The sequence below is a fragment of the Actinopolyspora xinjiangensis genome (assembly GCF_900104475.1).
Classification (GTDB): Bacteria; Actinomycetota; Actinomycetes; order Mycobacteriales; family Pseudonocardiaceae; genus Actinopolyspora; species Actinopolyspora xinjiangensis.
Map to the genome: position 1 here is coordinate 19,943 of NZ_FNJR01000005.1, position 22,327 is coordinate 42,269.

At 69.1% G+C, this 22,327-nt stretch carries 18 protein-coding genes; 9 read left to right on the forward strand and 9 right to left on the reverse strand.

Annotated features, from left to right (window positions below):
* Positions 1 to 64: 64 nt before the first annotated feature.
* Entirely contained in the window at positions 65 to 1,435 is a 1,371-nt protein-coding gene (gene lpdA / locus BLQ75_RS08990; RefSeq protein ID WP_092601001.1) for a dihydrolipoyl dehydrogenase, read from the reverse strand.
* Positions 1,436 to 1,666: 231 nt separating this feature from the next.
* On the opposite strand from lpdA, the gene BLQ75_RS08995 reads away from it, so the two are divergent.
* The gene (locus BLQ75_RS08995) at positions 1,667 to 2,017 is read left to right on the forward strand and encodes an oxidoreductase (RefSeq protein ID WP_092600601.1); all 351 of its coding nucleotides are present in this window, start codon (positions 1,667 to 1,669) and stop codon (positions 2,015 to 2,017) included.
* A gap of 247 nt (positions 2,018 to 2,264) precedes the next feature.
* Here BLQ75_RS08995 and BLQ75_RS09000 read toward each other — a convergent pair whose 3' ends face one another.
* Complete coding sequence (locus BLQ75_RS09000; RefSeq protein WP_092600603.1) at positions 2,265 to 3,758, reverse strand: leucyl aminopeptidase; 1,494 nt, start codon at positions 3,756 to 3,758, stop codon at positions 2,265 to 2,267.
* Positions 3,759 to 4,000: 242 nt separating this feature from the next.
* On the opposite strand from BLQ75_RS09000, the gene BLQ75_RS09005 reads away from it, so the two are divergent.
* The 4 genes from BLQ75_RS09005 (at position 4,001) to BLQ75_RS09020 (ending at position 8,054) form a co-directional block, all read left to right on the forward strand.
* Positions 4,001 to 5,296, forward strand: a complete 1,296-nt coding sequence (locus tag BLQ75_RS09005) for an APC family permease (protein WP_211481259.1) — start codon at positions 4,001 to 4,003, stop codon at positions 5,294 to 5,296.
* 123 nt (positions 5,297 to 5,419) lie between these two features.
* A complete protein-coding gene (locus BLQ75_RS09010; RefSeq protein ID WP_092600605.1) occupies positions 5,420 to 6,523 on the forward strand; it encodes a branched-chain amino acid aminotransferase in 1,104 nt (367 codons plus the stop codon).
* Positions 6,524 to 6,650: 127 nt separating this feature from the next.
* The gene (locus tag BLQ75_RS09015) at positions 6,651 to 7,721 is read left to right on the forward strand and encodes a WD40/YVTN/BNR-like repeat-containing protein (RefSeq protein WP_092601003.1); all 1,071 of its coding nucleotides are present in this window, start codon (positions 6,651 to 6,653) and stop codon (positions 7,719 to 7,721) included.
* A 48-nt stretch (positions 7,722 to 7,769) separates the two neighbouring features.
* Positions 7,770 to 8,054, forward strand: coding sequence for a MoaD/ThiS family protein (locus BLQ75_RS09020; RefSeq protein WP_092601005.1), 285 nt, complete (start codon positions 7,770 to 7,772; stop codon positions 8,052 to 8,054).
* Positions 8,055 to 8,265: 211 nt separating this feature from the next.
* Here BLQ75_RS09020 and BLQ75_RS09025 read toward each other — a convergent pair whose 3' ends face one another.
* From BLQ75_RS09025 to BLQ75_RS09040, 5 genes are all read right to left on the reverse strand, one after another.
* A complete protein-coding gene (locus BLQ75_RS09025; RefSeq protein ID WP_092600607.1) occupies positions 8,266 to 9,009 on the reverse strand; it encodes an adenosylcobinamide-GDP ribazoletransferase in 744 nt (247 codons plus the stop codon).
* A gap of 5 nt (positions 9,010 to 9,014) precedes the next feature.
* Positions 9,015 to 10,082, reverse strand: a complete 1,068-nt coding sequence (cobT, locus tag BLQ75_RS23830) for a nicotinate-nucleotide--dimethylbenzimidazole phosphoribosyltransferase (RefSeq protein WP_244515354.1) — start codon at positions 10,080 to 10,082, stop codon at positions 9,015 to 9,017.
* 219 nt (positions 10,083 to 10,301) lie between these two features.
* The gene (cobU, locus tag BLQ75_RS23835; RefSeq protein ID WP_211481262.1) at positions 10,302 to 10,859 is read right to left on the reverse strand and encodes a bifunctional adenosylcobinamide kinase/adenosylcobinamide-phosphate guanylyltransferase; all 558 of its coding nucleotides are present in this window, start codon (positions 10,857 to 10,859) and stop codon (positions 10,302 to 10,304) included.
* Positions 10,856 to 11,842, reverse strand: a complete 987-nt coding sequence (locus BLQ75_RS09035; RefSeq protein WP_092601007.1) for an aldo/keto reductase family protein — start codon at positions 11,840 to 11,842, stop codon at positions 10,856 to 10,858. The genes cobU and BLQ75_RS09035 overlap by 4 nt, the downstream gene beginning before the upstream one ends.
* A 56-nt stretch (positions 11,843 to 11,898) precedes the next feature.
* Entirely contained in the window at positions 11,899 to 12,537 is a 639-nt protein-coding gene (locus tag BLQ75_RS09040; protein ID WP_092600609.1) for a DUF3043 domain-containing protein, read from the reverse strand.
* Positions 12,538 to 12,797: 260 nt separating this feature from the next.
* On the opposite strand from BLQ75_RS09040, the gene BLQ75_RS09045 reads away from it, so the two are divergent.
* Entirely contained in the window at positions 12,798 to 13,163 is a 366-nt protein-coding gene (locus BLQ75_RS09045; protein WP_043574215.1) for a HesB/IscA family protein, read from the forward strand.
* 181 nt (positions 13,164 to 13,344) lie between these two features.
* On the opposite strand, the gene BLQ75_RS09050 is transcribed toward BLQ75_RS09045, so the two are convergent.
* Positions 13,345 to 14,652 (reverse strand): glutamate-5-semialdehyde dehydrogenase, encoded by a 1,308-nt coding sequence (locus BLQ75_RS09050; protein WP_092600611.1) that lies wholly within the window; start codon positions 14,650 to 14,652, stop codon positions 13,345 to 13,347.
* 369 nt (positions 14,653 to 15,021) lie between these two features.
* Here BLQ75_RS09050 and BLQ75_RS09055 point away from each other — a divergent pair, with 369 nt between their 5' ends.
* Together BLQ75_RS09055 and BLQ75_RS09060 are read left to right on the forward strand one after the other, a co-directional pair.
* The gene (locus BLQ75_RS09055) at positions 15,022 to 17,178 is read left to right on the forward strand and encodes a glucan 1,4-alpha-glucosidase (protein WP_092600612.1); all 2,157 of its coding nucleotides are present in this window, start codon (positions 15,022 to 15,024) and stop codon (positions 17,176 to 17,178) included.
* Positions 17,179 to 17,389: 211 nt separating this feature from the next.
* Positions 17,390 to 18,817: an FAD-binding oxidoreductase gene (locus BLQ75_RS09060; protein ID WP_092600614.1), complete on the forward strand. Its 1,428-nt coding sequence runs from the start codon at positions 17,390 to 17,392 to the stop codon at positions 18,815 to 18,817.
* A gap of 246 nt (positions 18,818 to 19,063) precedes the next feature.
* Here the strand turns inward: BLQ75_RS09060 and asnB are convergent, their stop codons facing one another.
* Positions 19,064 to 20,992, reverse strand: a complete 1,929-nt coding sequence (gene asnB, locus BLQ75_RS09065; protein ID WP_092600616.1) for an asparagine synthase (glutamine-hydrolyzing) — start codon at positions 20,990 to 20,992, stop codon at positions 19,064 to 19,066.
* A gap of 363 nt (positions 20,993 to 21,355) precedes the next feature.
* On the opposite strand from asnB, the gene ctaC reads away from it, so the two are divergent.
* Positions 21,356 to 22,300 carry an aa3-type cytochrome oxidase subunit II gene (ctaC, locus tag BLQ75_RS09070; RefSeq protein WP_092600618.1) on the forward strand — a complete coding sequence of 315 codons (945 nt, stop codon included), beginning with the start codon at positions 21,356 to 21,358 and terminating at the stop codon, positions 22,298 to 22,300.
* Positions 22,301 to 22,327: the final 27 nt, after the last annotated feature.

A 22,327-nucleotide genomic window follows, 5' to 3' on the forward strand; every position in this document is an offset into this window, starting at 1 on the left:
GTTGCTGACTCCTCGTACTCGTGGCGTGTGATGGGCTCTGACGTGACCGGTTGAGCGGAGTGCGTCAGCCGTGTACGTGGAGCGGTTTGCCCGCCAGGGCGAGATGCGCTTCACCGAGCGCCTCGGACTGGGTCGGGTGGGCGTGCACCAGCGGAGCCACGTCCTCCGGAAGCGCTTCCCAGTTGTAGATGAGCTGGGCTTCGCTGATCAGCTCGCCCACTCGGTCGCCGATCAGGTGCAGGCCGAGCACCGGGCCGTCGGCGGCACGAACGATCTTGGCGGCACCCGCGGTCTTGAGGATCTGGCTCTTGCCGTTGCCCGCCAGGTCGTAGGTGAAGGTCTCCACCTTGTCGTACTGCTCCCTGGCCGCGCTCTCGGTCAGCCCGACCGAGGCGACCTCGGGGTTGCTGTAGGTGACCCTCGGGATTCCGGCTTCGTCGATGACGGGCGGGTTCAACCCGGCGATGTCCTCGGCGATGAACACGCCCTGCTGGAAGCCGCGGTGCGCCAGTTGCAGACCGGGGACGATGTCGCCGACCGCGTAGACACCGGGCAGGTTGGTGCGCAGCCGCTCGTCGGTGCGCACGAATCCGCGCTCCAGTGCCACGCCCGCCTCCTCGTAACCGTGCCCGGCCGTGTTCGGCCCGCGTCCCACGGCCACCAGCAGCAGGTCGGCGTCGATGGTCTCGCCGTTCTCCAGGTTCACGGTCACGCCGTCGTCGGTCTGCTCCGCGCCGGTGAACTTCACCCCGGTCGAGAACTTGATCCCCCGCTTGCGGAAGGCGCGTTCGAGCTGCTTGGAGCAGTACTCGTCCTCGTTGGGGACCAGGTGCGGCAGCGCCTCGACGATGTTCACCTCGGCCCCGAAGGAACGCCACACGCTGGCGAACTCCACGCCGATGACGCCGCCGCCGAGCACGACGACCTTCTCCGGTACGTAGTCGAGGTTGAGCGCCTGCTCACTGGCGATGATCCGGCCGCCGAACTCCAGTCCGGGCAGCGTCTTGGAGTAGGAACCCGTGGCCAGCACCACGTTGGTGCCGGTGTAGCGGGTTCCGTCGACCTCCACCGTGTTGGCGTCGACGAGGGTGCCCGCCCCCTCCACGTAGTTGACCTTGTGGGCCTTGGCCAGCCCCTGCAACCCCTTGTGCAGCTTGCTGACGATGCCGTCCTTGTACGAGTTGACACCATCGATGTCGATGCCCTCGAGGGAGGCCTTCACACCGAACTGGGAGCTCTCCCGGGCCGAGTCCGCGACCTCGGCGGCGTGCAGCAGCGCTTTGGTGGGGATGCAGCCTCGGTGCAGACAGGTCCCACCGAGCTTGTCCTTTTCGATGAGGGTGACGGAAAGGCCCAGCTCCGCCGCGCGGAACGCGCAGGCGTAGCCGCCGGAGCCGCCACCGAGAATGACTAGATCGGCGGACGTGTCGGTCACTTCGCACTCCTCGACAGGCATCATTTCTTCGACTCGTTACCGGCGCTCGGAGCGGTCCTCCGGCACCGCAGGCCATCTTGTCACCACGTGAGCCACGGGCGCGAGACGGGCTGCCCGTGTTCCCGGCGCACATGGAGCGAAGATCACACTTACCACGGAGTACAACGCCGCGGCGGTAGTTTTTATGCCCCGGCTGGCAATATCGTGGTATCCGGTCAAGGAGGGAAAACCGTGGGGCTGTTCGAGCGTCTGCGCCGTCGTGGCCGGTCCGGACGCACGCGACCCGAGCGGGACCAGGACACCGAGCACCTCCGGCAGTGGGCGGCCGAGCGTCACGGTGTGGAGGGGTTCCTGGAGCCGCCGACGCAGGTGACGGAGACGACGATAGTCTTCGTCGCCCACGACGGTGAGTGGACGCGGCGTCGGATCGGAGGCAGGGATGCCGCGATTCGTTTCACACACCGATTGGGCATCCCGTTCTACGAGGTCAACAAGGTGGGATACCCGCAGCGCATGCGTGACTACCAGCGCAGGCAGCGCGTGCTGCGCCGTCGCGAGTACCGCCGCCGGCTGGAGGAGTGACCGGTCGGCGGCGGTACTCGCGACGGGTGGAGCGGCTGAGTCCGGGAAGCCACAGCGGAAACCTGGCCCGCTCGGGAGCTCGGCCGTCGACGACCGGGCTGTCCCCGGTGCGTGAGTCGGGCACATCGCGAGGCCGGGCCCGCCCGTCGCGTGGTCGCCGATGGAGGAGTCGGCCCGACGCGGCCGGGGCGCCGCCCCCGCGAGCCGACTGCCCGGCTCCACGAGCGAGCTCCGTCGCGGGTTCTCGTCAGTTTCGTTCGGCGATGTCGGCAAGCACGGCGGCCATCGTCCGCACCGGCACACCGGTGCCGCCCTTGGGGGTGTAACCCCACGGGGAGTTCGAGTTGTACGCCGGTCCCGCCACGTCGATGTGCGCCCAGGCCACGTCCTCGGCGACGAACTCACTGAGGAACTGTCCGGCGACCAGCATCCCGCCCCAGCGCTGCCCGGTGACGTTGGCGATGTCGGCCAGCTTCGAGTCGAGGTCACCGCGCAGCTCCTCCGGCAGCGGCATGGCCCACCCCGCTTCGCCGACAGCCCGGGACAACTCCGCCACGCGGTCCCGGAACCGCTCGCTGCCCATTACGCCGGGTGTCCGCTTGCCCAGGGCGACCAGCTGGGCACCTGTCAGGGTCGATGCCTCGATCAGGTACTCCGGCTCGTCCTCGCAGGCGCGCGTGATCGCGTCGGCGAGGATGAGCCTGCCCTCGGCGTCGGTGTTGAGAACCTCGACGGTCTTGCCGCTGTACATGGTCAGCACGTCGCCGGGGCGGTAGGCGGTTCCGGACGGCATGTTCTCCGCCATCGGGACGGTGGCTGTGATGTCGAGCGGATAGTTGAGCTTGGCGGCCAGCACCATGGTCGCGACGACCGCGGCGGCGCCGGACATGTCCGAGGTCATCTCGTCCATACCCGCGGCGGGCTTGAGGGAGATGCCGCCGGTGTCGAAGGTCACGCCCTTTCCGACCAGCGCGACCTTCCGGGCGTTCTTCGGGCCCTTGTGCCGCATCCGGACCAGCCTCGGGGGGCGGGAGGACCCCTCACCGACCCCCAGGATGCCGCCGTAGCCGTGTTTGCGGAGATCGTCGGCGTCCAGCACCTCGACCTCCAGTCCCGCTTGGCGCCCGAGCTCGGAGGCGCGGTCCGCCATGGCGGCGGGAGGCAGGTCGTTCGGGGGTGTGTTGATCAGATCCCGGGCGTTGTTGACCGCCTCCCCGATCACGGTGGCGCCCTTCAGCGCGGACTTCGCCGCGTCCTCCTTGGAGTCGGGGACCACGAAGTCCATCTTGCCCACCGGTTCGTCGCCGGGGGAGGACTTGTACCGGGTGAACGCGTAGGAGCCCATCACGGTTCCCTGCACCGCTGCCGAGACGTCCAGTGCGGACAGCGTGGTGGCGGCGTGCGAGACACCGGTCATCGACCGCGCCGCGACTCCCGCGGCGCGCCGCACCGACTCGCCGGGGATCTCCTCCTGCTGGTCGCGTTTGCCGAGACCGACCGCGAGCAGGACCTCCGCCCGTACCGACCCACTCGCCGCCAGTCTGACGACCTCCTCGGCCTTGCCGGTGGCACCCAGCAGGGTCAGTGTCTCGGTCAGGTTGCCGTCGAAGGCCGCGGCGATCTCGTTGGTTCCCGGCGCCAGTTCGAGCCCGTCCGGGCCCTCCACGGTTCCGATGACGAGTGTCTCCACCGTCAGTTTCGCCGCGCTGCCGTCGACCAGGGCGAGTTTGGGGGTTGTCACCTGTGGCTCCTCCCGCTGTTGTGCCGTGGGGCCGGTGCGAGTAGCACCCGCCCACCACGTACCGCTTCCGCAGGCACTGTAGAACGGCGTGTCCGCCCCGGCGCGTACCAGCCCGTGTTCGTGTCGGCACGTCGCCGAGGGATCACCCACCGCGAGGAGTACCCCGTTCCCTCGGTACCGGCGATTCTCCTTCGGAAGTACGGTTCTCGTGGGGGATCGGTGTTACTACGAGGATGGTTTGCGTGACCGAACGATCGGTGGGCCCGGCCGGTTCCGCGGCGGTTCTGCGGGCTATTCCGCTCGGGCTCGGTGCGATGTTGGGGGCCGGGGTCTTCCTCGCCCCGGCACCGGCCACTGCGATCGCGGGGCCCTGGGTGCCGCTCGCCGTCCCGGTGGCGGTGGTGACCGCCTGGTGCGCCGCGCTCGCCGCGCGGTGCCAGGCCGAGTCCTATCGCGCTCCCGGCGCGGGCTACGTGTGCGTGCGGGACAAGCTGGGGACGGTTCCCGGCCGGATCGCCGCTGGTACGGGGCTGTTCGGCCATGCGGCCGCGATGGCGGCGGTGGCGGGCACGGCCGCTCGCCACCTTCCGACGCCGCAGTCGTCGACGGCGGTTTCGCTCCCGCTGTTCGCGGTGTTGGTGTCCACCGCGGGGCTGCGGATCAGGGGAGCGGCCGGCTGGCTCTGGCTGGTGCCGCCGCTCGCCGTGGTCGTGGTGGTGATCACCGCGTGTCTGAGCATCACGCCGGTGGACTCACCGGTAGCTCCGGCAGCTCCGACGAGCGGGCCACTGGCCGTGACAGGGGCGGCCGGGGTGCTGTTCCTCGCCTTCGCGGGGTTCGAGCGGTTGACCACCCCCTCGCGCGGAAACGTTCGCCTTCCGTCCGCCGCGGTGGGACGGGCGCTGCCGGCCGTGCTGCTCGTGGTCGGTGTGGTGCTGACCGCGCTGCTGTCGGCGGTGCTGTACCAGCTCGGTTCGGCCAGGTTGGCGCTGTCACCCGCTCCGCTGCTCGACGCGTTGCGTGCGGCCGACGCGGCCGCGTTGACTTCGGGAGTGGGGCTGGGGGTCGCGCTGGCCGCGCTCCCGGTGCTGCTCGCGGTGCTGGAGTCGGCGCGTCCCACGGGGACGGCCCTGGTCGCCGACGGTGAACTGCCGCTGCTGGCGCGGCGCGGCGGGGCCTCGGGCACTCCCGTCGCGTTCGACCTGGCGGTGGCCGCGGTGGCCGCTTCGCTGGCGTGGTTCGTCGAACCGGAACTGGCCGTCTCGGTCGCCGCATGCTGTCTGCTGGTCCACTACGCGCTGGTCAACGCGGCGACGAGGGTGCTGTTGCTGGAGGGGCGGAAACTGCCCAGGCGGACGGCCTGCCTGGGGATGGGGCTTTCGGTGGTCCTCGCCATGAGCATGCCGGTGCCCGCGATGGGGATCACGCTGGGCGTGGCGGTCGGCGCGCCCCTGCTCGCGGTGGTGGGTCAACGGGCGCGCCGAAGTGGTCGGGAGCGGCCGCGGGAGTACCGCCCGGGTGGCCCCGACACCCCGTGATCGCGCGAACACCGAACGGGGTTCGACGGTCGTGCGGCCGACCATAAGCACTATTAACACTCGGACGGCAAACTTTTTCCGGTCAGGTTTCCACTGCTCTCAGGCGCGCGATACGGTACGTCCATGAGCCAACCCCTCGTTTTCTCCCGGACCGAGAACCCGAAGCCGGCAAGCGCCGAACATCGCGCGAAGGTACTCGCCGACCCCGGGTTCGGGAACCACTTCACCGACCACATGGTCACCGCGCGGTGGAGCGCCGAGCAGGGTTGGCACGACGCCAGGTTGGAGCCCTATCACCCCATCGAGTTGGACCCGGCCACCACGGTGCTGCACTACGGCCAGGCCATCTTCGAGGGACTGAAGGCCTACCACCAGCCCGACGGTTCGATCGCCTCGTTCCGTCCCAGTGCCAACGCTTCCCGGTTCCGGGCCTCGGCACGCAGGCTGGCCATGCCCGAGCTGCCGGAGGAGGCTTTTCTCGACTCGCTGCGCGAACTGGTCTCGGCCGACTCCCAGTGGGTGCCCTCGGAGGGCGAGAGCTCGCTGTACCTACGACCGTTCATGATCTCCACCGAGCGTTCCCTCGGGGTCAACCGTCCGGCGGGCAGCTATCTGTACACGCTGATCGCCTCCCCGGCCGGCTCCTACTTCGCCAGCGGCGTGAAGCCGGTCACCGTGTGGCTCAGTCGCGAGTACGTCCGCGCCAGCCCGGGCGGCACCGGGGCCGCGAAGTTCGCGGGCAACTACGCCGCCTCCTTCGTGGCGCAGCGCCAGGCCGCCGAGCAGGGGTGTGACCAGGTCGTCTGGCTGGACGCCGTGGAGCGGCGCGCGGTGGAGGAGATGGGCGGCATGAACCTGTTCTTCGTGTTCGGTTCCGGAGCGGACGCGCGACTGGTCACCCCGGAACTGACCGGAAGCCTGTTGCCCGGCATCACCCGCTCCTCACTGCTGCGGATGGGGGAGCGGCTCGGTCTCGCCGTGGAGGAGCGCCGGATCACCACCGACGAATGGGAGGAGAAGGCGCTGTCCGGTGAGATCACCGAGGTGTTCGCCTGCGGAACCGCGGCTGTCATCACCCCGGTGGGCAGGGTCAAGTACAGCGAGGGCGAGTTCACGATCGGTGACGGCACCCCGGGAGAACTGACCATGCGGCTCCGGGAGGAGTTGACCGGCATCCAGTACGGTCGACTGCCCGATCCCGAGGGGTGGATGACGAAGCTGGCCTGAGCGCCGTAGGCCCCCGGGGCGGGCGGTTCCGCGTGGCACGGCGATTGTCGGTGGTTCGGCGTACCTTTCCGGTGAGAGCCCAATCACGTCCCGACTGGAGGCGGCCGTGTCCTCGTCCGTACTGCTCATGATCGGCACCCGCAAGGGGCTGTGGCTGGCGCGCCGGAACGGTGACGGTGGTGGCTGGCAGGTGACGGGCCCCCAGCTGCCCATGACCGAGGTCTACGCTGTGGCTGTCGACACCCGGAGCGCGCCACGCCTGCTGGCGGGGACCGAGAGTCCCCACTTCGGGCCGACCCTGGTCACCAGCGACGATCTGGGGCACAGCTGGCAGGAGCCCGACCACGCCCCCATCGCGTTTCCCGCTGACACCGGAACGGCGCTGCGGCGTGTCTGGCAGATCGTTCCCGGCCCGGTGAGTGAACCCGAGGTGATCTACGCGGGGACACAGCCGTCCGCCCTGTTCCGTTCCGAGGACGGTGGCAGCAACTACGAACTGGTCCGGGGGTTGTGGGACCACCCGCACCGCGCCGAGTGGTTCCCGGGGGCGGGCGGGCAGGCGGTGCACACGATCCTGCCCGATCCCCGGGAGCCGAGCCGCGTGCTGGTGGGGATGTCCACCGGCGGGGTGTATCGCACCGTGGACGGCGGTTCCGAGTGGAACCCGGCGAACAGCGGTATCCGGGCCTACTTCATGCCGGAGGACGAGTACCCGGAGTTCGGGCAGTGCGTGCACAAGATGGCCCGGAACACCTCGGCCCCCGACCGGATCTACTTGCAGAATCACCACGGTGTCTACCGCAGCGACGACGGTGCCGACACCTGGGAGTCCATCGCGGAAGGGCTTCCGGCCGACTTCGGTTTCCCCATCGGTGTGGACCCGACCGATCCCGACACGGTTTACACGTTCCCGTTGGTCGCGGACGCGCACCGCTTCCCGCCGGAGGGAAGTTGCCGGATCTACCGCAGCAGGGACGCGGGCCGTTCCTGGGAAGGCATGGGGGAGGGACTGCCCGGGGAGGGCTTCTGGTCGGCGGTCATGCGTGACGCGCTCTGCCTCGACGACGCCGATCCCGCCGGGGTGTACTTCGGGTCCCGCTCCGGTGAGGTCTACGCGAGCTCCGACCGGGGTGAGAGCTGGACGTTGGTCGCCGAACACCTGCCGGACGTGTTGTCGCTGCGCGCGGCCGTGGTGTGAGGCCCACGTCCACCGGTGAGCGACCGCACCACGAGACGGGAGGCGATCATGCGAATCACCCTGGTGATACCGCGAATGCTGCGCTCCACCGCCGACGGCGCGGGCAGGTTGCGGCTGTCGCTGGAAGAGCGTGCCACGCTGCGGCAACTGCTCGACGAGCTGGCGATCAGCCACCCGGCGCTGGAGCGCAGGCTGCGCGACGAGACGCGGACGTTGCGCCGCTACGTCAACTTCTACGTCGACGGCACCGAGTGCCGAGCGCTGGACGGTGCCGCCACCACGCTCAGTGACGGTGCCGAGGTGATGATCGTACCCTCGGTCGCGGGTGGATAGATCCGCGACAGTCGAACTCCGACCACTCGCGCGGCCCGAGCCCCCACCCCTCTCGCAGCCCGCACCGCCGCGGGGTCTCCCGTGCGGCTCTCGCGAGGAAGGCCCGACGTCGTGTAGGCCGCTACCCGATGTCGGACCTCCCGGAGCGAGAGCCCGCGAGAGATTCCGCTTCTCGACCAGCTACGACAACCGAGTTGCCAACCCTGAGAGTTCAGCCGAGGGCGCACAGCGCCAGCAGCAGCGTGGTGCCCAGTTCGCAGCAGGCTCCGAGCACGTCGCCGGTCACTCCGCCGAAGCGGCGCAGTACGTGTCCGCTCAGTGCCCAGAGCGCGCCGAAGGTCAGCACCACCGCGACGGGACCGACCCACCAGTTCCCCGCAGTGGCGAATCCCGCCGCGACCAGCAGCACCGCCCACCAGGCGAACACGGTCGGGAGGGGCTGCGAACCCGCCACCAGCGCGCCCATGCCGTCCGCACGAGCGGCCGGGACTCCTCTCCTGCAGCACAGCGGGAAGGCCGCCCGCCCACCGGCGCAGGCCAGCACCACCACACCCCACCGGCCGTGGGAGGCGGCTTCGGCGAGTCCCGTCACCTGCACCCCGATCACGAGGACGAGCCCCGCCACCGCGAACGGTCCGGTGCTGCCGTCGCGCATCACCGACAGCGCGCGTTCCGCGGAGCCGTAGCAGCCCAGCCCGTCCACGGTGTCGGCGAGTCCGTCGATGTGCATTCCCCTGGTGGCCAACGCCAGCGCGGCCACGGTGAGCAGTCCGGCGAGCAGCCCGGGGGCTCCCAGCGCGAACAGCACCCACAGCAGCAGAGCCGCGAACGTTCCCAGCGCTGCACCCACCAGGGGGGCGAGGGAGATGGCCTGCCTGCCGGTGCGCTCGTCGACGCCGTCGACCCGCACCGGCAGCACACTCAACCAGGCGAACGCCAGTCGCAGTCCCCCCACGCCGCTCAGTCCGCGGCGTCGGCGGGCGAGGAGCCCGTCGTCTCGGACTCGGTGGGGCCCTCGATGCCGGCTTCGGCGAAGGTCGCCATCTCGCCCAGCACCCTGATCGCGGCGTTGACGACCGGCAGGGCCGCCACCGCTCCCGATCCCTCGCCGAGTCGCATCTCGAGATCCAGCACCGGACGCAGGTCCAGGTGCTCCAGCACCAGCGCGGCTCCCGGCTCCACGGAACGGTGCCCGGCCATCCACCAGCGCGCGGCCCCGGGAACGAGTTCTTCGGCGACCATGGCGGCCGCGCCCACCACCACGCCGTCGAGGATCACCGGGGTGCGGCGCACCGCTGCCTGGGCGAGGAAGCCCGACATCGCGGCGAGGTCGGCTCCAGCGGCGGTGCGCAGCAGCGCCACCGGATCGTGCACCACTTTGCGGGCACGTCGCAGCGCGTCCCTGATCGCCGCGGTTTTGCGCATCCACGCGCTGTCGTCGATGCCGGTGCCGCGTCCCACCACCGCGACCGGTTCGCTCTCGGTCAGCGCGGCGATGAGGGTGGCGGCGGGGGTGGTGTTGCCGATGCCCATGTCACCGGCGATCAGCAGGTCCGCGCCGCTGTCGACCTCCTCGTCCGCGAGCGCCCTGCCCGCGGTGACGGCGTCGAGGGCCTGCTGCTCGGTGAGCGCGTCCTCGACGTCGAGGGAGCCGGACGACCTGCGGATCTTGTAGGCGGCCACCGTACGGTTCGTCTCGCCGTCCACCGCCATGTCGACGACACGCACCCCTGCCCCCGCGTTGGCGGCCAGCGCGTTGACCGCGGCCCCGCCCGCGAGGATGTTGTCCACCATCTGCGCGGTGACCTCGCTGGGGTAGGCCGAGACTCCGTTGGTGGCGATCCCGTGATCGCCGGCGAAGACCACGACCCGGGGGCGGTCGAACGGCCGGGGCGGGCAGGTTCCCTGCCTGGCGGAGACCCAGACACCGATCTCCTCCAGCCTGCCGAGCGAACCCGCGGGCTTGGTGAGTCCCGCGTGGCGCGCCACGGCCTGCCGGTGCGCCTGCTCGTCGGGTGGCCTCACCACGCCGAAATCGACACCCGGCCGGTCCGTTCCGTCCGCCGGCTCTGCCGAGGGGGTGCCCCCCGGTTGTGAATCGGACACCGTGGACAAGCCTTACCTCCGTAGTCGTTCGGCAGGAGCCGTGCGTGGCAACACCGCTTCCGGTGACGCACCGCCGCCGAACTCCCGGGCCGGGGCGTGCTCGCGGTGACCGACTCCGGGAACTCAGCGTATGACAGCTACTCAACGTAGTCGCAGTGGTAGTCCGGCGACCAGCAACAGCACCTCGTCACAGACCTCGGCCAGGCGCGCGTTGAGCGCCCCCAGCTCGTCGCGGAACAGCCGTGCCGCCCTGTTGCCCGGAACCACCCCGAGCCCCACCTCGGCGGAGACGAGGACCAGCCGTGCCCGGCAGGAGGCGCATGCGCGCACCAGCTCGCCGCGCTGCCGCTCCACGGTTTCCAGGGCCGAATCGGCACCCTCCCACGCCCCGGCGTCGTCCAGCGCGCCCGTCAACCAGGTCGCCAGGTCGTCGACCAGGATCGGTGGGTCCGTCCCCAGGGCGTTGTCCAACAGTTCCACCAGGGCCGCCGGTTCCGGGGTCTCGACCGTCCGCCAGTCGTCCGGGCGTCGTGCGACGTGCTCGGCGATGCGCCGGTTCCACTCCGGGTCGTCGGGGTCCCGCCGGGCGGTGGCGGCGTAGGTGGCGGCTCCTTCCGGGGGGAGCAGCCCCTCGGCGTGGGCGGACTTGCCGGAGCGCGCTCCGCCCAGCACCAGCGTGCGGTGGGCGGGGACGCTCACGGTGTCGTGGTGTGACGCGGGTCGGTCTCGGCCACGTGCCCGATCACGTCGTCGATCTTGTCGAGCACGTCCTGCTCCAGTTTCACTCCTGCCGCCCGCACGTTGTCGGTGACCTGCTCGGGACGGGAGGCCCCGATGATCGCGGCGGAGACGTTCGAGTTCTGCAGCACCCAGGCGACGGCCAGCTGGGCCATGGACAGCCCGAGGTCCTCGGCGATCGGTTTGAGCCGCTGTACCGGTTCGAGGACCTCGTCCCGCATCCAGCGCGAGATCATGTTCGCCCCGCCCTCCGAGTCAGTGGCCCTGGAGCCCGCGGGGGCCTCCCGGCCGGGCAAGTACTTGCCGCTCAGCGCGCCCTGGGCTATCGGCGACCACACGATCTGCCCGATGCCTTCCCGCTCGCACGTCGGGACGACCTGGGACTCGATCACCCGCCACAGCATCGAGTACTGGGGCTGGTTGGAAACCAGCGGTACGCGCAGTTCGCGCGCCAACTCGGCCGCACGGGTGATCTGCTCGGCGTTCCACTCCGAAACACCGATGTAGAGCGCCTTGCCCTGCCTGACGAGGTCGGCGAAAGCCGTCATGGTCTCTTCCAGCGGAACGGTCCGGTCGAACCGGTGTGCCTGGTAGAGATCGACGTAGTCGGTTTGCAGCCTGCGCAGCGAGGCCTCGCAGGACTCCATGATGTGCTTACGCCCCAGCCCCCGGTCGTTCGGTCCCTGGCCGGTGGGGAAGTAGACCTTCGTGAACAGCTCGATGCTCTCCCGGCGTACGCCGGACAGCGCGCGCCCGAGTACCGACTCGGCGCGGGTGGCCGCGTAGACGTCGGCGGTGTCGAAGGTCGTGATTCCTTCATCGAGTGCGGTCAGCACGCACGCCTGTGCCTGTTCCTCCTCGATCTGCGAACCGTGGGTGAGCCAGTTGCCGTAGGCGATCTCACTGATGTTCAGGCCGCTGTGGCCGAGCCGACGAAACTCCATGACCATCAGCCTAGATCCACGTCGCCCGTGCGCCCAGTGGTGTCACCGCGCGGTCCTCACCCCACCTGGTTGATGTCCTTCGGAGTGACCCTCGGGCGAGGGACGCGGAGTTTGCGCAGCTGCATCGCGCGGGTGAAGGCGTACCACCCCAGGCTGATCCCCTTGTCCCGGGCGTCGGGGAACTTGGCGCGTACCCGCTTCGTGACGAGCCGCCCGAGCATGGTGCCCTCGAAGATCATCGTTATCAGCAGTGCCAGGCAGAACACCGTTGCCACCTGCTGAACCAGCGGGATCCGCACCAGCGTCGCCGCGAACACCACGAGCACCAGCGGCATGAACAGCCCCATCAGGTGCCTGCGGGAATCCACGATGTCGCGGACGTGGGCCCGAACCGGGCCCCGGTCGCGGGGCATGAGGTAGCGGTCGTCACCCGCCATCATCCGCTCGCGCCGTTCGGCGGCGGCCTTGCGCCGCTCCGGCTTGTTGCGGCGCATCCGTTTGAACGCCTCGCGCTGGGTGCGCGGCGGTGGCGGGACCGGACCGCGGCGTTTGCCCTCGGACTCCCGACGTTTCGGGGTCGGCCTGCCCTTGGGGCGGGTCGGATCGGCGGCGTCCTCCCGCGTCGCCTCGTCACCGTGCTCGTCGGTGTCGACGGTGGCGCTCTGCTCGGCGGTGTTGCGACGGAGGAACTTCACACCACCAGCGTAAGTGAAAGCCTCCGCACCATGAATACTGACTCCGGAGGCGGGTGGTCACGGGTCCGCTCAGTCGGGAACCGGGCCGCGAGGGGCCGGCTTCTCCGGACGAGCACCGTTTCCGGTGCGTACCATGTGCGGTGCTACCCGTGGGTGTCACAATCGGCGTGCGCGGGTTGGCCCGCGGGAATACTCGCACTTACCGTGACCGTTGACTGTCGCGGGAACCTGCCAGCAGCCGCTAACCGCAAGGGAGAGCCATGACCGCCCAGGAGACAACCGTGGAGACCGAGGCGCCCGCTCATGGCGTCACGTTGACCGACTCGGCGGCCAGCAAGGCCAAGACCCTCCTGGACCAGGAGGGGCGCGATGACATGCACCTGCGCATCGCGGTGCAGCCGGGTGGGTGTGCCGGACTGCGCTATCAGCTGTTCTTCGACGAGCGCACGCTCGACGGGGACGCGGTGCGTGACTTCAACGGCCTGGACGTGGTCGTCGACCGGATGAGCGCCCCCTACCTGCAGGGCGCCGTGATCGACTTCGTGGACTCGATCGAGAAGCAGGGCTTCACGATCGACAACCCCAACGCGGGCGGCTCTTGCGCCTGCGGTGACTCGTTCCACTGAGCGGGACGACCGCCTTCGTGCGGGGACGGTGCGGCGATCACTCACCGCGCCGTCCCCGTTTTCGTGCTCTCCGTCACGGGCCGTTCATCGCCCACACGTAGTCGTCGGACCCCTCCGCGCCGCGACGGGAGCCGGAGAGCGGTTCCGCCGCGCGGCGATCAGGCGGCCGAGCCGACGAAGTCTACCGAGGGCGGGTGTGCCCGTCGCCCCACACCAGCCACTTCGTGGTGGTCAGCTCCGGCAGGGCCATCGGGCCGCGGGCGTGCAGCTTCTGCGTCGAGATCCCGATCTCGGCCCCCATGCCGAACTGCCCTCCGTCGGTGAAGGCGGTGGAGGCGTTGACCACGACCGCGGCCGCGTTCACCCGCGTGGTGAACCGCCGAACGGCGGAGACGTCCTCGCTGACGATGGCCTCGGTGTGTCCCGTGCCGTGCCGGGAGATGTGGTCCATTGCCGCTTCCGGGGAATCGACCACCGCCACCGCGAGGTCCATCGACAGGTATTCGGTGTCCCAGTCCTCCCGTGTGGCGGGGGTGACCGGTGCCGCGTCCCCGATCGCCTCGGCGGCGCGTTCGTCGGTGTGCAGCGTCACACCTGCTCCGCTCAGCTCCCGGGCCAGGTCCGGCAGCAGGGTTTCGGCAGCCTCCCGGTGCACCAGCAGCGTCTCCGCCGCGTTGCACACGCTGACCCGGCGCGTCTTGGCGTTGATCACCACCTGCCGTGCCTTGTCCGTGTCGGCGGCGCGGTCCACGTAGACGTGGCAGTTGCCGACACCGGTCTCGATGACCGGCACCGTCGCCTGCTCGACGACCGTGGAGATCAGTCCGGCACCGCCGCGCGGAATCACCAGGTCGACCAGCCCACGGGCGGTGACCAGGTGTCGGACGGAGGAACGCTCCGTACACGGCAACAGCGTCACCAGCTCGGGTGAGAAGCCGGATTCGACGAGGACGTCCCGCAGGATCGAGACCAGGGCGGCGTTGGAACGCGCGGCCGAGGAGGAGCCGCGCAGCAGCACGGCGTTGCCCGATTTCAGGGTCAGTCCCGCCGCGTCCACCGTGACGTTCGGGCGCCCCTCGTAGACGATGCCGACCACGCCGAGCGGTACCCGCACCTGCCGGAGCTCCAGCCCGTTCGGCAGTACGTTGCCGCGCACCGTCTCTCCGACCGGGTCAGGCAGGCCCGCCACCGTGCGCAGCCCGGAAGCGACCTCGGTCACGCGCGACTCGGTCAACTTCAGACGGTCCAGCATCGCCTCCGACATGCCGGATTCGCGTCCGGCCGTGAGGTCGAACTCGTTGGCGTCGAGGATCTCCCCGGCGCGGCGCGACAGCGCGTCGGCCATCGCCGCCAGCAGGGCATCCTTCGTCTCGCGAGTCGCCGCCGCGAACTGCTCTGCCGCCTCCCGCGCCCCCCGCGCGGCGGACAGCACGTCCTGGCGGACGGCGTCCGTGCTCTCGTCGAGATTCGTCTGTGATTTTTCCGGCATAGTGGTGCTCACACCGTCCAGGGTAGGAGATTCGTATCCATCGGCGGGATCGTGGTGAGTCGGTCACTGCGAGTAGAACATCATGTCCGGAATCACGGACGGAATGCTCTTTTCGGGGTATTGCGAAAACCCGCGGAAATCTCCTCAGGGGTTTCCCGCTCGTTTCGGTTCCGATCCGGATTTCTCCGGGTGGCGATCCGGAAATTCTTGACAGCTGAAAGAAACCCTTTTGCCGGGAACTCTTCTTTATCGATTGCGCAAGTGCCGTTACGTGTGTAGAACCCCGTGCCGAACGAATCACCGGCCGGGCCTCGTGCGGTCCCCGGGAGGTGGTTCACCGACCTTTCGAGCAGTGGAGAGGATTCCAAGATGGCATCACCGCCGAAGCGGCGAAGGTGGCGCGAGGGCGGCCGCGCGACCGTGCTCCCCGCCGCCGTGTTCGCCCTGGTGGCCGGCCTCGTGGTGGAAGCGCCGGCCGGAGCCGCCCCCACATCCGCCCCGGGCGCCCCGGGCATCTCCTCGGCGTGGACGACGGGAGCGAAGCGAGGTGTCGGTACTTCCACCACGTTGGAGTCGAAGGTCTGGCACACCCTGGGGCAGGGAATCCTCAACGAGGTCTACTACCCGCGCCTGGACGTGCCGAACGTGCAGGACATGCAGTACGTCGTCAGCGACGGGCGCAGCTTCACCGAACTGGAGCGCGACGCCACCACGCGTGAGATCCGGCTACCCGACTCGCGCTCGCTGCGGTACCGGCAGGTCAACACCGACCGCGACGGCAGGTACCGCATCACCAAGACCTACGTAACCGACCCCCGGCGTTCGGCGCTGCTGGTCCGGACGCGTTTCGAGGTGCTCGAAGGCGGCCCGTTACGGCTCTACGCGCTCTACAACCCCTCGCTGAACGGCAGCGGGATGGGCGACAGCGGAGCCACGTCCGAGGGGACCCTGGTCGCCAGCGACGGCGAAGTGGCCAGCGCGCTGGCCTCGTCGAACGGATTCGACGCCGTCACGAGCGGCTACAGCGGTACCGCCAGCGACGGTTACCGTGACCTCGGGGCCGACCACCGGCTCGACAACCGCTACGACCGGGCCGCCGACCCCGGCAACCTGGTGCAGACGGCACGCATCCCGGTCGGCACCGACAGCACCTTCACACTCGCCCTCGGCTTCGGCGCCGACAGGGCGGCGGCGAAGTCGACCGCACGGGCCGCGCTGGCGGACGGCTACAACGCGGCCAGGCGTGGGTACGACGTCGGCTGGCACCGCTACCTCGCCTCGATCGACCACGTCCCCCGCTCCGTCGCCTCGCGTGGGCTGATCACCCAGTACAACGTCGCCGCCATGACGCTGAAGTCCCAGGAGGACAAGACCTACCGGGGCGCTTTCGTGGCGTCCACCTCGATCCCCTGGGGAGGCGCCAAGAACGCCGACAGCTGTTGTACCGGTGGCTACCATCTGGTCTGGGCGCGTGATCTGTACCATACCGCGACGGCGGCGATGGCGATGGGTGACCGTGCCGCCGCGAACCGGGCGCTCGACTACCTGCTGGACGTGCAGTGGCGACAGGACGGTTCGTTCCCGCAGAACACCTGGCTCGACGGCGAACCGCACTGGCCGAGTCTGCAGTTGGACGAAGTCGCCTACCCCATCGTGCTGGCGCACCAGCTCGGCCGGACCGGTGACGAGGAGTGGGCCAAGCTCCGCGAGTCCGCCGACTTCATCGTCGAGAACGGTCCCGCCACGCCGCAGGAGCGTTGGGAAGAGGAGAGCGGCTACTCCCCGTCGACCATCGCGGCCGAGATCGCGGGCCTGGTCACCGCGGCCGACATCGCCCGGCAGCACGGTGACCACCGAGCCGCGCGGCGGTATCTCACCACCGCCGACGAGTGGCAGCGCGAGGTCGAGGACTGGACCTTCACCACGAACGGTCCGCACGGTGACGGCGAGTACTACCAGCGCGTGGACGACGACGGTGATCCGAACAACGGCCACCGGCTGTGCCTGAACAACGGCGGGGGCTGCCACGACGAGCGCGCCGTGGTCGACGCGGGATTCCTGGAGTTGGTGCGACTCGGCGTCAAGCCCGCCGACGATCCGGCGGTGCTCGACTCGCTGCCCGAAACCGACGAGCGGCTGCGAGTCATGACTCCGAACGGTCCCGGCTGGTATCGCTACAACCACGACGGTTACGGCGAGGCCACCGGGGGCGAGCCCTACACGGGAGAGGGTATCGGCAGGTTGTGGCCGCTGTTGACCGGCGAACGCGGTGAATACGAGATCGCCTCCGGTGGTTCGGCCGGTACCCACCTGGAGACGATGGCCGGGATGGCCAACGAGGGCTACCTCATCCCCGAGCAGGTCTGGGACCGCGAGTCCGGTGACGGATTCGTATTCGGCGAGGGAACGGGAGCGGCCACTCCGCTCGCGTGGTCCATGAGCCAGTTCGTCCAGCTGGCCCACAACATGGACGCGGGCAGGAACCTGGACACACCGGAGGTGGTGGCCCGTCGCTACACCGGCTGACCGGTGCCGGTGTCGAACGGCCCGACGAGTCCGGTGCCCCGGAGAACATCCGGGGGCCGGACTTCCCGAGCGGTGGGACCGGACCCCTCGGGGAGGCTGTGGACTTCGTGCCCTGTCGTCGCTGTCCGGTGCTTCCTAGCGTTGGTGGTACGGGCGGCTCACCGGAACCGTTCGTTGACGACTCGACGGCCCGAAGTCGAGGTGACCGGAGATGAACGGACAGGACGGAAAAGCCGGAGCGTTCGAACAGCTCCGTGCTCGGTTCCACGGCGCGATCCGCACCCCGTGGGACGCGGACTACGCGCGACGGCGCGAGATCTTCAACGCGATGATCGAGGACCGTCCCGCAGCCATCGCCGAGTGCGCCGACGTCGAGGACGTTCGCCGGGCACTGGGGTTCGCGCGGGAGCACGAGCTGGAGATCGCGGTACGAGGCGGCGGGCACAGCGTCGCGGGCGCGAGTCTCGTCGACGGCGGGCTGGTCATCGACATGCGCCGGTTCAACCACGTGTCGGTGGACCCCGCCGGACGTCTTGCCACCGTGGGCGGCGGCACGCTCTGGGGGGAGTTCGACGGTGCTACCCGGCCGTACCACCTCGCCACCACCGGCGGGCGGGTTTCCACCACCGGGGTAGCGGGACTGACGCTGGGAGGCGGTTCCGGTTGGATGGAGCGGAAATGGGGGTTGGCCTGCGACAGTCTGGTCTCGGTGGACCTCCTCACCGCCTCGGGGTCGAGAGTGAGCGCCGACGCCGAGCGGAACCCGGAGCTGTTCTGGGCGCTGCACGGTGGTGGGGGCAACTTCGGCATCGCCACTTCGTTGACGTTCCGGTTGCACGAGATCCCGGAGTTCTCGATGGCGCTGCTGATCTGGCCCGCCGAGCGCGGACGTGCCGTGGCGGGCGAGTACCGGGACTTCATCGCAGGGGCGCCGGACGAGATCAGCGGTGGTCTGATCTACCTGAACGGGCCGCCGGAGGAGTTCGTGCCCGCCGAACTCGTCGATGCCCTCTGCTGCGCGGTGCTGGTCACCTTCATGGGGAATCAGACACGGCTGCGCGAGTTGATCCGCCCCCTGCTGGGACTGCGACCGGCCGGGGAGTTGATCGACGACATCGACTACGCCGACCTGCAGTCGCTGCTCGACGACCCGCCCGGCTACCGCAACTACTGGTCCGCCGAGTACATGGCCGAGCTGCCCGACGAGGCGTTGGATCGGTTCTGCGCCCGGGCCCACGACATGCCGGTCCCCTCCCCGTCGCAGCACGTGCTGTTCCCGTGGGGTGGGGCGGTCGCGGCCGACGGCGTGGGGGCGGCGATGTCGGACCACTCGGTTCCGTGGGTGGTACACCCCTTCGGTCTGTGGTCGGATCCCGCCACTGACGAGAGCGCCGTCCGCTGGGTGCGCGAACTGCGCGCCGACATGCGTCCGTGGAGCACCGGGGCCGTCTACCTCAACTTCATCGGCGACGAGGGCGAGGATCGGGTCAGGGCGGGTTACGGCGAGGACAACTACCGGCGACTGGCGCGGGTCAAGGCCGAGTACGACCCCGACAACGTCTTCAACCGCTGGCACGACATCCTTCCGGCGACCGCGCCGGAGCGCGGCACCGCGACGTCGACCTCCACCGCCGGCTGAACACCGCCCCTCGACTCGCTTGCGCGGCGATTTCTCGCGAAATCGCCGCGCAAGCGATGCCTCAAAGCTGAACTCCGGCCACCCTCGCGGTCGGCACCGCCGCGGGTTCTCGCGTGCGGCTCTCGCGAGGAGGGCCCGACGTTGTGTTCGCTACCCGATGTCGGGCCTCCCACGGCGAGAGCCGTGCGAGAGGTTCCGCTATCCGCACCGTCGCGCAAACCGAGCCGAGAAGAATCGAGAGATTCACTAAAGCTTCACGGGGTAGTGGGGCTCCGGCACCTCTGGCGTGAGCCGGTTCTCCACGAATATCCCGTGCCAGATCATGAACACCAGCAGCGCCCACAACCTGCGGCTGTGGTCGAGCACGCCGGAACGGTGCTCCTCCAGCAGCTGCAGCACGGCGGGTTTGTTCAACAGGGCGTCGGTCTGCGACTCCTTGATGATGTCGCGTGCCCAGTCGTGCATCTCGTCGCGCAGCCAGTGCCGGATGGGGACCGGGAAACCGAGCTTGCGCCGGTTGAGCACGTGGCCGGGCACCACCTTGGCCAGCGCGCGGCGCAGCGCGTACTTGGTGGTCTCCTTGGTGATCTTCTGTTCCAGCGGGATCGTGCTCGCGGTGCGGAACACCTCGTGATCGAGGAACGGCACCCGCAGTTCCAGCGAGTTGGCCATGGTGACCTTGTCGGCCTTGACCAGGATGTCGCCCCGCAGCCACGTGAACAGGTCCACGTGCTGCATCCGGGTCACCGGGTCCCAGCCCTGCGAGGTCCGGTAGGCAGCCGCGGTCACGTCGGTGTGCGAGACGTTCGGGTCGAAGTCCGGCAGCAGGTTCCGCAGCTGCTCGTCCCGGAAGATCCGCGCGTTGCCGTAGTAGCGCTCCTCCAGCGGCAGCGCGCCCCTGCGGAGCAGGTCCTTGCCGCGCACGCCCTCCGGGATCGCGGTCGAGACCCGCCCCATCACCTTGCGCACCGAGCCGGGGACGCGTTCGAACGGCGCGAGCGAAAGCGGCTCCCGGTAGATCGAGTAGCCGCCGAACAGCTCGTCGGCGCCCTCCCCGGAGAGCACGACCTTGACGTGTTTGCGCGCCTCCCGGGCGATGAACCACAGCGGCACCAGGGCCGGGTCGGCGACCGGGTCGTCGAGATACCAGATGATCAGCGGCAGCGTCCGCATCATCTCTTCCGCGGAAACGGTCCGCACGACGTGCTTGACACCGATGGCCGCCGCCGACTCCGCCGCCACGTCGACTTCCGAGTAGCCCTGCCGCTCGAACCCGGTGGTGAACGTGATCAGGTCCGGGTTGTGCTCCTTGGCCAGCGCGGCGATGGCGGTCGAGTCGATCCCGCCGGACAGGAAGGCCCCGACCGTGACGTCGGCGCGCATGTGCTTGGCGACCGAGTCGCGCATCACGTCGACGATCTCGTTGTGCAGTCGGTTGGCCTCGCCGTCGTTGTGAATCTCACGTGCGGTGAAGTTGGGGGAGAAGTACCGCTCGGTGACCAGCTGGCCGCCCGGCGCCACGGTGAACGAGGTCCCCGACTCGATCCGCCGGATCGAGCGGTGCAGCGATTCCGGTTCCGGCACGTACTGCAGCAGCAGGTAGTGCTGCAGGGAACGGCGGTCGACGTCCTCGTTGATCCCGAGGGTGGCCGCCAGGTGCAGCAGGCTTTTCTTCTCGCTGGCGAAGGCGACTCCGTTGGGGCCGGTCGCGTAGTACATCGGTTTGATCCCGAAGGGGTCCCGCGCACCGAAGACCACGTGTCGCTCGTTGTCCCAGATCAGAAAGGCGAACATCCCGCGCAGTCGTCCCACCATCGAGGTTCCCAGATAGTGGTAGGCGACGATGATCGTCTCACTGTCGCCGTCGGTGTTGAACGTGGCGCCGTACTGCTCGGTCAGCTCGGCCCGCAGCTCCAGGTAGTTGTAGATCTCACCGTTGAACAGGATCGTGTATCGGCCCGGTGACTCCGGTGGGCCCCAGCTCAGCGGCTGGTGCGAATGCTCGACGTCGATGACCGACAGGCGGTTGAAGCCGAAGACGACTTCGCCTCCCTGCCACGTGTCGCTCTCGTCCGGTCCTCGGTGCCGCTGACACGGCAGCGCGTTGGCCACCGCGTTCGTTGCGTTGCTTGCGTTCTCTTCGGTGGGACAAACCAGTCCAAGCAGGCCGCACACGCGTCTCGCGCACCTCTCGTGTCGCGGGTTGTCGGGTTCGCTCAAGCCCAGTAGGGGTGATCGTCCTACAGTATGCCGTGTGGCGGCGTGAGGGCCGCACGCACGGGTTCATTGTGCCCGTGCGCGTGTCGCCCCGGGGAGTCTCCGCCGCGCGTCGCGTGACGGGCCCGCTGAGTGGTGATCTTCGGTCGTGGGCACGACCATGATTCGGGCGGCGTCACGACCCCGGAGCAGTATCGCGGCTACTACTGGGCTAGGGTCGCTACAGTATTCCGGCGGCCGATCTTCCCGCCTCGAACCAGGGGTCGGGGGAGCAACGCCAGCGCCGTGCCGGTGAGTTTCACATGGAGGAGGCGTCGCGCAGTGGCCCTGAAAGACGGGACCCGAGTGCCACGGCTGGTCAAGGTCGGTGGACTGGTCGGCTTGGTGTGTGTCGTGGCCACGGGCTGCTCGCCTGACCAGGTCCTGCGGTTCGGCTGGCCCACCGGTGTCACCAGTGACGCCGATGCCATGCGCCAGCTGTGGACCTGGTCGGTGATCGCGGCTCTCGCGGTGGGTGTACTGGTGTGGGGGCTGATCTTCTGGACGGTGACCTTCCACCGCAAGAAGAGTGACGAGCTGCCTCGTCAGTTCCAGTACAACAACCCGCTCGAGATCATATACACGGTCATCCCCTTCGTCATGGTCGTCGTGCTGTTCTACTTCACGGCCACCACCCAGCAGGAGGTGCAGGCCGAGGAGGAACCCGACGTCGCCGTCGACGTGATCTCGTTCCAGTGGAACTGGGAGTTCCGCTACCCCGGCTACACCACGCCGAACGGGGAAGCGGTCAGCACCGTCGGCACGACCGACTGGACTCCGCTGCTGGTGTTGCCGACCGACTCCAACGTCGAGTACCGGCTCAGTTCCAATGACGTCATCCACTCGTTCTTCGTCCCCAAGTTCCACTTCAAGCGGGACACCTTCCCGCACCCGGACAAGAACAATCAGGACAACGTCTTCCAGAACACGATCGACCGCGAGGGATCGTTCGTCGGACGTTGCGCGGAACTCTGCGGCACCTACCACTCGATGATGAACTTCGAGGTCCGCGCGCTCTCGCCGGACAAGTTCGAGCGCTTCATGGATCTGCGTACGCGGGTGAACCCCAGCACGGGCCAGCCCTACACCACGGCCGAGGCGCTGACCGAGATGGACTGCGGTGAGCTCTGCGACCCGAACTCGGTGACGACAATCCCGTTCGATCCCGACCGGCAGAGCTCGACGCCGCAGACCCAGGGTGGTCAGACCGTCGGCGCGGGCGACTGACGGTGTGGACGGGGAACCAGGTCCGAG